At 69.4% G+C, this 11710-nt stretch carries 14 protein-coding genes; 9 read left to right on the forward strand and 5 right to left on the reverse strand.

Annotated elements, in window-relative coordinates; translation table 11 throughout:
• Positions 1 to 22: 22 nt before the first annotated feature.
• A complete protein-coding gene (locus BN1701_RS18635; protein ID WP_054050571.1) occupies positions 23 to 580 on the forward strand; it encodes a GNAT family N-acetyltransferase in 558 nt (185 codons plus the stop codon).
• Positions 581 to 739: 159 nt separating this feature from the next.
• Here BN1701_RS18635 and BN1701_RS37375 read toward each other — a convergent pair whose 3' ends face one another.
• Positions 740 to 1015, reverse strand: coding sequence for a hypothetical protein (locus BN1701_RS37375; RefSeq protein ID WP_054050574.1), 276 nt, complete (start codon positions 1013 to 1015; stop codon positions 740 to 742).
• A 70-nt stretch (positions 1016 to 1085) separates the two neighbouring features.
• Here BN1701_RS37375 and BN1701_RS18645 point away from each other — a divergent pair, with 70 nt between their 5' ends.
• From BN1701_RS18645 to BN1701_RS18660, 4 genes are all read left to right on the forward strand, one after another.
• The gene (locus BN1701_RS18645; protein ID WP_054050576.1) at positions 1086 to 2225 is read left to right on the forward strand and encodes a sensor histidine kinase; all 1140 of its coding nucleotides are present in this window, start codon (positions 1086 to 1088) and stop codon (positions 2223 to 2225) included.
• Positions 2222 to 2896, forward strand: a complete 675-nt coding sequence (locus tag BN1701_RS18650) for a response regulator transcription factor (RefSeq protein ID WP_054050578.1) — start codon at positions 2222 to 2224, stop codon at positions 2894 to 2896. The genes BN1701_RS18645 and BN1701_RS18650 overlap by 4 nt, the downstream gene beginning before the upstream one ends.
• A gap of 93 nt (positions 2897 to 2989) precedes the next feature.
• Positions 2990 to 3619 (forward strand): DUF2306 domain-containing protein, encoded by a 630-nt coding sequence (locus tag BN1701_RS18655; RefSeq protein ID WP_054050580.1) that lies wholly within the window; start codon positions 2990 to 2992, stop codon positions 3617 to 3619.
• The gene (locus BN1701_RS18660) at positions 3616 to 4611 is read left to right on the forward strand and encodes an NAD(P)-dependent alcohol dehydrogenase (RefSeq protein WP_054050581.1); all 996 of its coding nucleotides are present in this window, start codon (positions 3616 to 3618) and stop codon (positions 4609 to 4611) included. Before BN1701_RS18655 ends, BN1701_RS18660 begins: the two co-directional genes overlap by 4 nt.
• A 1-nt stretch (position 4612) precedes the next feature.
• On the opposite strand, the gene BN1701_RS18665 is transcribed toward BN1701_RS18660, so the two are convergent.
• A complete protein-coding gene (locus BN1701_RS18665) occupies positions 4613 to 4906 on the reverse strand; it encodes a hypothetical protein (RefSeq protein ID WP_054055969.1) in 294 nt (97 codons plus the stop codon).
• A 39-nt stretch (positions 4907 to 4945) separates the two neighbouring features.
• On the opposite strand from BN1701_RS18665, the gene BN1701_RS18670 reads away from it, so the two are divergent.
• The 4 genes from BN1701_RS18670 (at position 4946) to BN1701_RS34395 (ending at position 7722) form a co-directional block, all read left to right on the forward strand.
• Positions 4946 to 5158: a zinc ribbon domain-containing protein gene (locus BN1701_RS18670; RefSeq protein WP_054050583.1), complete on the forward strand. Its 213-nt coding sequence runs from the start codon at positions 4946 to 4948 to the stop codon at positions 5156 to 5158.
• On the forward strand, positions 5127 to 6599 hold the full coding sequence (locus tag BN1701_RS18675) for an LLM class flavin-dependent oxidoreductase (protein ID WP_231949647.1): 1473 nt from the start codon (positions 5127 to 5129) through the stop codon (positions 6597 to 6599). Before BN1701_RS18670 ends, BN1701_RS18675 begins: the two co-directional genes overlap by 32 nt.
• Before the next feature lie 143 nt (positions 6600 to 6742).
• Positions 6743 to 7546, forward strand: a complete 804-nt coding sequence (locus BN1701_RS18680) for a helix-turn-helix transcriptional regulator (protein ID WP_054050588.1) — start codon at positions 6743 to 6745, stop codon at positions 7544 to 7546.
• Between the two features lie 5 nt (positions 7547 to 7551).
• Positions 7552 to 7722 (forward strand): DUF397 domain-containing protein, encoded by a 171-nt coding sequence (locus BN1701_RS34395; RefSeq protein WP_255364635.1) that lies wholly within the window; start codon positions 7552 to 7554, stop codon positions 7720 to 7722.
• Here BN1701_RS34395 and BN1701_RS18685 read toward each other — a convergent pair.
• The 3 genes from BN1701_RS18685 to BN1701_RS18695 all read right to left on the reverse strand — a co-directional run bounded on the left by BN1701_RS18685 (position 7712) and on the right by BN1701_RS18695 (position 11613).
• Positions 7712 to 8677, reverse strand: a complete 966-nt coding sequence (locus BN1701_RS18685; protein ID WP_157368062.1) for a hypothetical protein — start codon at positions 8675 to 8677, stop codon at positions 7712 to 7714. The two genes, BN1701_RS34395 and BN1701_RS18685, sit on opposite strands and share 11 nt — an antisense overlap.
• 129 nt (positions 8678 to 8806) lie before the next feature.
• Positions 8807 to 9781 (reverse strand): hypothetical protein, encoded by a 975-nt coding sequence (locus BN1701_RS18690; RefSeq protein WP_054050592.1) that lies wholly within the window; start codon positions 9779 to 9781, stop codon positions 8807 to 8809.
• A 53-nt stretch (positions 9782 to 9834) separates the two neighbouring features.
• Positions 9835 to 11613: a 3-hydroxyacyl-CoA dehydrogenase family protein gene (locus BN1701_RS18695; RefSeq protein ID WP_054050594.1), complete on the reverse strand. Its 1779-nt coding sequence runs from the start codon at positions 11611 to 11613 to the stop codon at positions 9835 to 9837.
• Positions 11614 to 11710 lie beyond the last annotated feature (97 nt).

An 11710-nucleotide genomic window follows, 5' to 3' on the forward strand; every position in this document is an offset into this window, starting at 1 on the left:
TTGTGTCGGCTAGATTCGACCTATGCGGCTAATCCGGACCGATCGGCTGCTGATGCGGGAACCCACCATGGCCGATCTTCCCGCGATGGTGACGGTTCACGCGGATCCGGCCGCGTCGGTATTTCGGCCCGAGGGCGCGCGCACGCCGCAGGAGTGCCGCACCCAACTCGCCGACATGGTGGGCCGCTGGCGGTCCGAGGGCTTCTGTTACTGGATCATCGAATCCGACAACGGCCTGGTCGGCTTCGGCGGCCTGGCGATGTGCGACCTCGACAGCGAGCCCTACCTCAACCTGTACTTCCGCTTCGTCCCCGGCGCGTGGGGCCACGGCTACGCCACCGAGATGACCACCGCGGCCCTGGACTTGGCATCCCGGCGCTGGCCGGACACGCCAGTGTGGATCGTGACGTCGGCGGAGAACCGCCCGGCACTGCGGATCGCGGAGAAGTTCGGCTTCCAGCCGATCCCCTCCCCCGACCCGGACGACACCTATTGGGTCTACTACCAGTGGCGCGGCAACGGCGTGGGCACGCCGGGAGCGACGAAGTCGACCAGCGAGTCCAGCACGAACTCGGCGTAGCCGAGGAACGCGCCCCGCGTGCGCGGGTGAAGGCCGTGCATCAGGGCCAGGTCGGTCCCGAACGACCAGCCCGCGAGCCATGGCGCGGGCAGTTCCTGGACGAACTCGATCGCGGCCGCGACATCGTGGCGTTCGGCGCCGCGGTGGTCGTGCTCGCCTTCACTGCGACCCGCCTCGCTCGCGGTGCCGCGCGTGTTGAAGCGGAGGGTGGCCAGACCGGCGAGGGCGGGCAGGCGGAAGGCGGCCTTGCGGATGAGGTGTGTCCATCGAGCCGCCGCCGAGGGGATTGGGGTGCAGGAGGATCACGGTGGCGCGCGGCTCGCGGTCGGCGGGGAGGGCGAGTTCGCCGACCAGGCACAGGCCGTCGGCGGTGGTGAGGGTGACGGCCGCACGGCGGGCGGGCAGGACAGTGTCGGGCCCGATGCGTTCGCTCACGGTCCGATCGTGCCAGTTCTCGTACTTTGGGCTGATCTGAGGTGGGCACCGGTTCTCGTACCATGGGTCGGTGTTCGCCCCTCTTCGCTCCGTGTGGGACGAGCCCCGCCCATCCCCTCCGCCGCCGCGGGCCTGGTGGGACTGGGCGCTCGTGACGGTGCTCGTGGCCATCGCGGTGCTCGAAGGGTTGCTGCGGTCGGACCTCCCGTGGCGGGCGATCTCGATGATCCTGTCCGCCGGACTTGTGCCCACGCTGTTGTGGCGACGGTCCAGGCCGCTGCTGATGGTCGCGATCGCCTTCGGCGCCTGTGCCGTGGCACCGGTGTTGACCGGCGGCCAGGACCCAGGCCTGTACGTGCTGGTGTACGTGGTGCTGCTGCCGTACTCACTGTTCCGGTGGGGGTCCGGCCGCGAGGCGGTGGTCGGCGCGGCGATCATGTCCGCCAAGGTCTGTGTCTCGGCGCTCCTTGGTCATCTCAGCCTGCCCGACGCGATCGCCGGATTCGTGATCTTGTTCTCGGCGATGGCCGTCGGCGCGGCGCTGCGCTACCGGTCCAGGGCGCGGATGCGTGAGCTGGACCAGGTCAAGCTGCTCGAACGCGAGCGGCTGGCCCGCGACCTGCACGACACCGTCGCCCACCACGTCTCGGCGATGGCGATCCGGGCCCAGGCCGGTCTCGCGACGGCGGCGACCCATCCGGACGCCGCGGTCGACGCGCTGCGCGTGATCGACGCCGAAGCATCGATAGTCCTGGACGAGATGCGCGCCATGGTCCGCACCATGCGCGGAAGCCGACCGGCGGATCTGGCCCCCACGCGGCGCGTCGCCGATCTCGAACGGCTCGCGACCCGGCCCCCGTCCGTTCCCGCCGTCGAGGTGGCGATCCTCGGCGACGTTGACAGCCTCCCGCCCTCGGTCGGGTCCGCGATCTACCGCCTGGCCCAGGAGTCGATCACCAACGCCCGTCGACACGCTCGTGACGCCACCCGCATCGCGGTCCGCGTGGCCACCGACGACCAGTCGGTGCACCTCAGCGTGCGCGACGACGGCGACACGGGCCCGACCCGCCTGCCCGGCGCACCCGGGTACGGACTCATCGGCATGATCGAACGCGCCGACCTGCTCGGCGGCACCTTCGAAGCCGGACCCAACCCCGATCGCGGCTGGACGGTGACCGCCGTGCTGCCGCGAACCGGGTCGGCGACGTGAGCATCCGGGTGGTCGTGGCCGACGACCAGGAGATCGTCCGCACCGGGCTCACGATGATTCTCAACGCCCAACCGGACATCGAGGTCGTCGGTGAGGCTTCCGACGGGCGCCATGCCGTCGAGCTCGCGCGGCGCCTGCGCCCCGACGTGTGCCTGTTCGACATCCGGATGCCCCACGTCGACGGCATCGAAGCCACCCGCCGCCTTGCCGGACCGGCTGTCGACGACCCTCTCGCCGTCGTCATCATCACCACATTCGACCTCGACGAGTACGTCTACGCCGCACTACGGGCGGGCGCCAAGGGTTTTCTGCTCAAGAACGCGGGCGCCGTGCTGCTCTCCCAGGCTGTCCACGCCGCGGCCAACGGTGACGCGCTCATCGCGCCGAGCATCACCGCACGACTGCTCGGCGCCTTCGCCGACGCCGGACCCGCCGCACCGCCGTCACACCCCGTTGACGCGCTCACCGACCGTGAGGAGCAGATCCTCACCGCTGTCGCATGTGGACGGACGAACAACGAGATCGCCGACGAGTTCCACATCACGCTCAGCACCGTCAAGTCGCACATCGCCAGGCTGATGGCGAAACTCGGCGCCCGCAACCGCGTCGAGATCGCCATGTGGGCCTACGAGACCCGCCGCGTCACGCGCCGCGGCGGTCCGGTCAGGTAGCCGAAAGTACGACGTTCGTCTCGGGCGATCGGCTGGTCCGACTCCGGCCCGCGGTCCGATGACCCGGACCACCTCCCTCGGCACGATCAAGTCATGACCTCCACCCCAAGGTGGCTCGTGCCCGCCGCGCTGATCATGCTCAGCACGATTCCGGTGGTCGCGGGCGCCGTCCGCGTCGCCGAACTGGGCGGTGGTGGCGAGATCACGCCGGAGAACGCCCGGTTCTTCGCCATGCCCGTGCCCGTCCTCGTGCACATCCTCGGCGCGAGCGTGTTCTGTGTCCTGGGCGCCTTCCAGTTCGTGCCCCACCTCCGGCACCGCGGTTGGCACCGCACGGCCGGGCGGCTCCTGGTTCCCTGCGGGCTTGCCGCAGCCCTCTCAGGTCTGTGGATGACCCTGTTCTATCCGCTCCCGGACACCGATCTCCTCACCGTGTTCCGACTCGGGTTCGGCGCCGCCATGACCGTGGCCGTCGTCCTCGGCTTCACGGCGATCCGGCGGCGGGACATCGCCCGCCACCGCGCCTGGATGACCCGCGCCTACGCGATCGGCCAAGGCGCGGGCTCCCAGGCCCTGATCCTGCTGACCTGGTCCCTGCTCGTCGGCACTCCCGACGAACTCATCAATGCCTTGCTGATGGGCGCGGCCTGGGCGATCAACCTCGCCGTGGCCGAGCGAAGCATCCGTTCCACTCCGAAACAACGCGTCAGGGAGACCATATGAAAGCCATCGTCCAGGACAAATACGGCTCGGCCGACGTTCTGGAGTTCAGGGCGGTCGACAAGCCGGTGGCCGCGGCGAACGAGCTCCTCGTGCGGATCCACGCCGCCTCGGTCAACGCCTACGACTGGCACGTCATGCGGGGCGACCCGTACCTGGCCCGCTTGGTGCTTCGCTCCATGTTCGGGTTCGGCGGGCCCAAGCCGAAGATCCGCGGCCGGGACTTCGCGGGCACGGTCGAAGCCGTCGGCGCGGGCGTCACCCGGTTCCGTCCCGGCGACGAGGTGTACGGCGACCTCGGCGACGGGGGCGGAGCGTTCGCCGAGTACGCGTGTGCCCCCGAGGCGACTGTGGAGCCGAAACCGGCGAACCTGACCTTCGAGCAGGCCGCCGCGGTGCCGCTCGCGGCGAGTACCGCCCTCATTGGTCTGCGCGATGTGGCACAGGTCCAGCCGGGACAACGGGTCTTGATCAACGGCGCGTCGGGTGGGGTGGGCACGTTCGCCGTCCAGATCGCCAAGTCGTTCGGCGCGGAAGTGACCGGCGTGTGCAGCGCACGAAACGTGGACTTGGTCCGGTCGATCGGCGCGGACCACGTTGTCGACTACACCCAGGAGGACTTCGCCAGGAGCGACCGGCGATACGACATCGTTCTCGACCTGGTGGGCAATCGTTCGCTGGCCGCCTGCCGGCGCGTGCTGACACCCGATGGGACGCTCGTCCTCTCCGGCGGCGGCGTGTCTCGCGGGGGCAGTCTCGTCGGGCCGATGGGCCTGCTGATCAAGGCGGGGTTGGTGAAGTCCTTCGTCCGCCATCGCCTGCTCAGCCTGGACGGTTCGCCGACTCAGGACACCCTGGCGACGCTGAGGGCGCTCATCGAGTCAGGAGAGATCACCCCGGTGATCGACCGGACCTACTCCCTGAGCGAGGCACCCGAGGCCGTCCGCTACCTCGAGGTCGAGCACGCTCGCGCGAAAGTCGTCATCACCATGTGACTCACCAGCGGCGGGAACTCGGGCCGCGGCGGCGTCGGCTGGTCCAGCAGGCCTGGTGCCAGTGGCGGCGGTCCTCGACGGTGCCGTAGTCGTCGGCTGGCCACGCCACCACGTGCGGCATCCCCGGCGGGATCAGGTGGTCGCACCCGGGGCAGCGGTACTCCTTGGTCGCCTGGGCGCCGGGGATGTTGCGCACCAGCCAGTCGCCGTCGGGGCCGGACTCGCGGCGCTGGGCGGCCAGGCCGCCGCCGAGCGGGCGGGGCTCGTCGGGGGTGGGGCGGTTGCGACGGGGCACGGTGGGCACCGTATCCATGTGGCCAGGCACAATGGGCAGGTGCCCACTTACGAGTTCCGCTGCCGCGAGTGCGGCTCGACCTTCGACGTCCAGCGCCCGATGAGCGCCTCCAGCGATCCGGCCGACTGCCCCGACGGCCACACCGACACGGTCAAGCTGCTCACCATGGCCGGACTCGGCGGGTCGGCGGGCGCTGCGGCGGCCCCACAAGGCGGCGGCGGTGGCTGCTGCGGCGGCGGTTGCTGCGGCTGACACCGTGCGGCTGCCGGATCCGGCCATGGTCGTGCTGGTCGGCGCGTCCGGATCGGGCAAGTCGACGTGGGCGCGGGAGCGGTTCCGGGCCGCGGAGATCGTCAGTTCCGATGAGCTGCGCGGCATCGCGGGCAGCGGCCCGAACGACCTCGACGCCTCCGACGACGCGTTCGCCCTGCTGGAACAGATAGTCGACGCGCGGCTGGGCAGGCGGCTGACGACGGTCGTCGACACCCTCGGCCTCGACCCGGTCCGCCGCGCCCGGTGGCTCCAGGTGGCGCGGGCGGCCGGGCTGCCCGCGGTGGCCGTGGTGCTGGCGACGTCACCGGTGATGTGCAAGCGACGTAACAGCGATCGCGACCGGCCCGTGCCCGCACCCGTTCTCGCGGGCCAACTCAAGCGCGCCGCCCAGGTGGCCGCGGAGTTGGCGGGCGAGGGCTGGGACGAGGTCATCGAAGTCGTCAGCGCGGCGCAGCCCCAGCAGCCGCCTGCCGCGCCCGCCGCCGAGACGAACCGCGACGGGTTCGAGATCATCCTCCAGATCTCACGATTCCCGTGGGGCGACGACCCCGCCCGCTGGCTGACCGAGATCGCCCTCGCCGCCGACCAGGCGGGCTTCGCGGGCATCGCGCTCATGGACCACCTGATCCAGATCCCCCAGGTGGGCCGCGCGTGGGAGCCGATTCCCGAACCTTGGGTCACGCTGGGCCTGCTGGCAGGCCTCGACACCGGACTGAGGCTCGGGACCCTGGTCAGCCCGATCACGTTCCGCCCGCCCGGCATCACCGCGAAGGCCATCGGCACGCTCTCCGCGCTGACCGGCGGCCGCGCGTTCCTCGGCATCGGCGCGGGCTGGTGGGAACGCGAGCACCAGGCCTTCGGCCTGCCCTTCCCCGCACCCGCCGAACGCCTCGACGCCCTGGCCGCCGCCATCGAGACCATCCGCGCGCTCACCGCGAAGGGCACGAAAGCGTTCAACGGCAAGCGCGTCACCCTGCCGGAGACGACCTGCTACCCCCGCGGCGACGTGGAGATCATCGTCGGCGGCGGCGGTGAGCGTCGGACCCTGCGGATCGCCGCCGAACTGGCGGACGGCTGCAACGTGCCGTCCGATCTGGCCACAGTGGACAGAAAGATCGAGGTCCTGCGCCGCCACTGCGCGGAGGTGGGCCGCGACCCGGCCGAGGTCGCCGTCACCGTCCTGGACCTCCCGGTGATCGGCTCCGACCGCGACGACACCTGGGCGCGCGTGGAGAAGCTGCGCGGCCGGACCCCGGCGGCGACGTTCGCCGCCCGCCACCACGCCGGAACTGTCACCGAGCACCGCGCGCGGTACGCGGAGTTGGCGGCGAGGGGCGTGCGGACGGTGTTCCTGAGCCTGCCAGACCTGGCCGATGCTGATGACGTGTCGAGGCTGGCCGCACTGACCCAGCCTTTCTAACGCGCTTACCGAGTCACTGTTAATACAGTTAGCGCAACCATTTCAGCGGCCGAAATAGCTCACCTGTTCGAGTGATGCGCGAGCCCGGAAACATCTGGTCTCATGGAGTCATGAGCGATCGAATGCCCGCGAGGGCGAGAGCAGTGGCGGCGGAGCTGAAACAGCTTCGGGAGAATGGCGGCCTGAACACCATCCAGGCCGCACGACGGCTCGGCATGTCGCCTGCCACCCTGAACCGGTCCGAGACCGGCAGAAGGATGGCGACGGTGGCGGAAGTGTCCGCACTGCTAGCCATCTACGGGGTGACGGGCCCGGAGCGGCGACGAATCATGAACATGGCAGAGGAACATGCCATCGACGGATGGTGGGAGGCGAACCGCAGAACGACCCTGCTCTATGCACTCGCGCAATTCGAGCAACAAGCGACGGCGATAACGGCATATGCACCGATGATCATCCCAGGGTTGCTGCAAACCCCCGATTATGCACGAAACATCATCCAGCAAGAGCCCTTCAGCGAGGAGGAGGTGGAGCGGCGGGTGGCAATGCGTTTGGGGCGGCAGAACGTCCTGGCCAGAACGCCAACCCTGAGATATCACGCAATCCTCGATGAGGCAGCCCTGCGGCGACCGTTCGGCGGCCGGTACGCCATGGCCGACCAGGTCCGCTGGATCATCGACGCTGTCAAAGTGGGGAGAGCGACGGTCACCGTGATCCCGTTCAAGCACGGCGGCTATGAAGCCTCATCCAGCTTCTCTGTCCTGGAGTTCCCGCGCCTGCCAAGACTCGTCTACGTGGAGGCCGCCGAGGCGAGCGGGTTCCTGGACGCCAGTGAAGACACCGACGGGGGCCCGCGCCGGATCGGTAAGATGATGAAGCTGGCTCTGAACTCAGCCGATTCGGTGGATTTCATGAGCAAGGTGGTGGCCGATCACGAACGGAGCTGATCAGCGTGCGCGGAGAGTGGCGGAAGTCAAGTTCCAGCCTCGGTGCGGACGATTGTGTGGAGGTCGCCTACTCCGCTGAGCTGCGCATCCGGGATTCCAAGGACCCGAACGGGGCCATGCTGGTCCTGCCTGCGGGGTCGTGGTCACCTCAGAAGCTGGTGACGATCAGCGGCTGAGTTTGGGCCAGACCACTTCCAGGACCTTGTGGAGAGCCGGGCAGGCCGCGTCGGCGTCGGACTCCTTTACCCAGACCGAGATGTGTGCGTACTCGGCTTGGGCGGCGAGGCCGTCGATGGCGATGGGGTTTACGTAGGTCATTGCCCAGCAGTCGACGAAACCGTCCTCCGGGGTGCCCGGACCGCCCGCGATCGTTGTGGGGCGGCCCGCCAGGGTGACGTTGCGGCGGTCGGTGCCCTCGAAGTCGATCCAGCCCGCCGCGAGGGTGAGGCTCATGGAGGAGGTGTCCGGGTCGCCGTAGTGGCACTCGTGTTTGGTCAGGGGACTCAGTCCGCTGCGGCTGTTCAGTCCGGGCACGTGCTCGGTCGCCGACGGTGGGAGGAGGTCGCAGGCGTCGACGCGGGCTAGGGAGTCGGCGTTGATGACGCGCTGGGAGACCAGACCGTCGTCGAAGCGGGCGACCATCGACGTCACGACCTTGGCCGCGATCGGGCACAGGCCGTCCTTGGGGCCTTCCGAGTACACGTCGACCATGAACGTGACGTCGTCGGGGAACACCACGCCCTGGGTGCAGCCCACGGTCTCGTCATCGAACACCAGCGACTTGAGGCCGCCACCCAGGTCGATCAGTTCGGGGTCGTCGCCTGGGCCGCCTTCCAGGCTGTCGATCTCGTGCGCCTCGACCTCGATGACGCTGCCGTCGGCGCGGGTGATCGAGTACGCGCACGCGTCGAAGGCTTCTGGGCTGATCAACTTGGGGGTGCCGAGCGACTTCAGATCGTCAGCGCGCAAGAACAGGCACAGGTCGACGAAGACCAGGTCGCCGAACACGGCTTCGGCGGTGATGTGCGCTGGGTCGACCGTCGCGGCCTTCGCCGAGAGCCTGGTCGGCGGAGGCGGATTCGGCACGGACAGCGCCGCCCCCGGCACGGAAACCGAACACGCGGACGCCACCAGCGCGACCGTAAGAACGCAAGCGGCAGCAACAGCTTTGATCATCGAAATTCCCCAGCAATAGCATTTGGTCGCCCGACCCGAGCCACAGCCTATGTCACGGCCGTGCCGCCATCTCGGGACGGCGGCTCAGCGGGGCAGTTTGGGCCAGACCTGGGTGGCGATCTCTTTCGCCTTGGCGCATCTGTCGTCGGCCGGGAGCCAGACCTCGACCATGGCGTACTCGCTCGCGCCGGGCAGATCTTTGATCTCGATCGGCTGGTGCGCGGTCGAGGCGAAGCAGTAGAACGCGCCGTCGTCCTGCTGGCCCGGGAACTTCTTGATGACCGTCGCGCGGCCGTCGATCGTCTCGGCGACGGTGGTCATCTCGGCGACGGGCGCGTATCCGACGGCGAGGGTCAGGCTCGCGTAGGGGTTCTTGCCGTCTCCGCGCGGGGTCGAGCACCAGTGCTTGGTGTGCAAGAACTGGCGGGTCGGGTCGAAGCCGGGCAGGTCGGCGGGGAACGCCGCGCAGGCGTCGGCGCGGGCCAGGGAGTTCGGGGTGATCTTCCTGGTCGACACGATGCCGCCCGTCAGGCGTCCGGTGACGCCTTCGACGGCCCGGGTGACCAGCGGGCACATGTCAGCGGTGAACTGGGTGTCCATCTCCGCCCACACGCTCAGGCCGACGTTGTCCGGGAACAGGATGTCGGTGCGGCAGTCACCGCCCGCGCCCGCGTACACGCGCACGCCTCCGGGCACCGTGCTCGTCGGCGTCCTCGTGGGCTGTGCTTGGACTTCGAAGAAGTGGCCCGCGTAGACGGTCGCGCGGGTGTTGTCGGGTTCGACGACCTCGATCGCGCACACGTCGAAGGCGGCTGGCGTGCCCACTCGGGTTTCGCCGAGTTCGAGCAGGTCGGTCGGCCGCAGGAACTCGCAGAGGTCGACCTCGGTCAGGTCGCCGAACGCGGCCGCGGCGGTGATGTTCGCCGTGTCGACCGGGCGGGTCGCAGGCCCTGAGGGCGCCGTGCTCGAAGTCGACGACGGCGGCGGCGCGGACTCGCCGCCGGAGGTGCACGCGGTCAAAGCAACCGCGCACACCCCGGCGATCATCAGTCTGATCATGGAGATCCCCCAGGAAGAGTCGGCCTGACCCTACCCTGGGGGATCTCGATGAATCAGCTGTAGTCGCGGAAACCCTTGCCGGTCTTGCGACCCAGGCGACCCGCGGTGACCAGGTGCTCCAGCAGCGGCGCCGGGGCGTAGCCCGCCTCGCGGTACTCGTTGTAGAGCGTGCGCTCGATGGCGAGCGACACGTCCAGGCCCACCACGTCGAGCAGCTCGAACGGGCCCATCGGCAGGCCACAGCCGACCTTCATCGCGCTGTCGATGTCGTCGGCGCCCGCGTAGTGCGCCTCCAGCATCTTGATGGCGTCGTTGAGGTACGGGAACAGCAGCGCGTTGACGATGAAGCCCGCGCGGTCGCCGCAGTGCACCGGCACCTTGCCGACCTTCTCGCACAGCGCGTGCGCGGTGGCGATGACGTCGGCGGCGGTCGAGATGGTCTCCACGATCTCGACGAGCTTCATGATCGGCGCCGGGTTGAAGAAGTGCAGACCGACCACATCGGACGGACGGGACGTGGCGGCGGCGCACTCGATGACCGGCAGCGACGACGTCGTGGTGGCCAGGATGGCGCCCGGCTTGACGACCTCGTCCAGGGCGCCGAAGACGGCCTGCTTGATGGCCAGTTCCTCGGCGACGGCCTCGATGACCAGGTCACAGTCGGCCAGTTCCTCGAACTCCACCGCCGGGCTGATCCGACCGATGATGGCGTCACGGTCCTCTTCGGACAGTTTGCCCTTGGCCACCTGCCGGTCCAGCGACTTGCGCACCTTGCCGACAGCGGCCTCGGCCTTGTCGGTGCTGCGGGCGCGCAGCACGACGTCGAAACCCTTGCGGGCGAAGACCTCGGCGATGCCGGTGGCCATGGTGCCGGTGCCGACCACGCCGACCCGCTGGACCTCGCGGATCGAGACGCCCGCGTCGCCGCCCGCGGCGGGGGTGTGCGCGTCGGCGACGACGTTGGGCGAGTCGGGGCCGTCGTAGGTGTAGAAGCCGCGGCCGGTCTTGCGGCCGAGCAGGCCCGCGGTGATCATCTGCTTGAGGATCGGCGCGGGCGCGTGCAGCCGGTTGCGCGACTGCGCGTACATCGTCTCGAGGATCTCGTATGCGGTGTCGAGGCCGATGAGGTCGAGCAGCGCCAGCGGGCCCATCGGGTAGCCGCAGCCGAAGCGCATGGCGGCGTCGAGGTCCTCGCGGGTGGCGTACTTGGACTCGTACATCGCCACGGCGTGGTTGAGGTAGCCGAAGAGCAGCGCGTTGGCGATGAAGCCCGCGCGGTCGCCCATGACGACCGGCTCCTTGCCCAGCTTCTCGGCGAACGCCACCACGTCGGCCACCACGTCGGGCTCGGTGACGACGGTGCGCACGACCTCGGTCAGCTTGAGGACCGGGGCCGGGTTGAAGAAGTGCAGGCCGACGACCTTGCCGGGGCGTCCGGTGTGGACACCGATCTCGGTGATCGACAGCGACGACGTGTTCGACGCGAGGATGGTCTCCGGGCCGACGATGCCGTCGAGCTCGCTGAAGATCCGCGCCTTGAGTTCCAGCGACTCCGGGATGGCCTCGATGACCAGGTCGGCGGCGGCGAGATCGGCCAGCGAGAGGGAATAGGTGATGCGGCCGAGCAGCGCGTCGCGCTCGGCGTCGGTCAGCTTGTCCTTGGCGACCGCGCGGCTGGTGGAGTGCTCGATGTGGCCGCGGCCGCGCTCGACACCCGCGTCGTCTACCTCCACCGCGACGACCTGGACGCCGGTCCGGGCCAGTACTTCGGCGATGCCGGCACCCATCGTGCCGAGTCCGACCACGCCGACGGTGGAGAATTCACGCGCCACAGCTACCTCCGCGGTGAGCAATACCGTTGCTACCTATCAGTAACATCGTGTGCTGATGATGCCACGCCGCTCGGCGAACGCCAGGTGAACTGCGCCA

It is taken from the genome of Alloactinosynnema sp. L-07 (assembly GCF_900070365.1).
Lineage (GTDB): Bacteria > Actinomycetota > Actinomycetes > Mycobacteriales > Pseudonocardiaceae > Actinokineospora.

Bases quoted from the DNA above. Each gene is read 5' to 3' on its own strand.
- BN1701_RS18635 (WP_054050571.1), top strand. From the start codon at position 23: ATGCGGCTAATCCGGACCGATCGGCTGCTGATGCGGGAACCCACCATG.
- BN1701_RS18655 (WP_054050580.1), top strand. From the start codon at position 2,990: ATGACCTCCACCCCAAGGTGGCTCGTGCCCGCCGCGCTGATCATGCTC.
- BN1701_RS18660 (WP_054050581.1), top strand. From the start codon at position 3,616: ATGAAAGCCATCGTCCAGGACAAATACGGCTCGGCCGACGTTCTGGAG.
- BN1701_RS18690 (WP_054050592.1), bottom strand. From the start codon at position 9,781: ATGATCAGACTGATGATCGCCGGGGTGTGCGCGGTTGCTTTGACCGCG.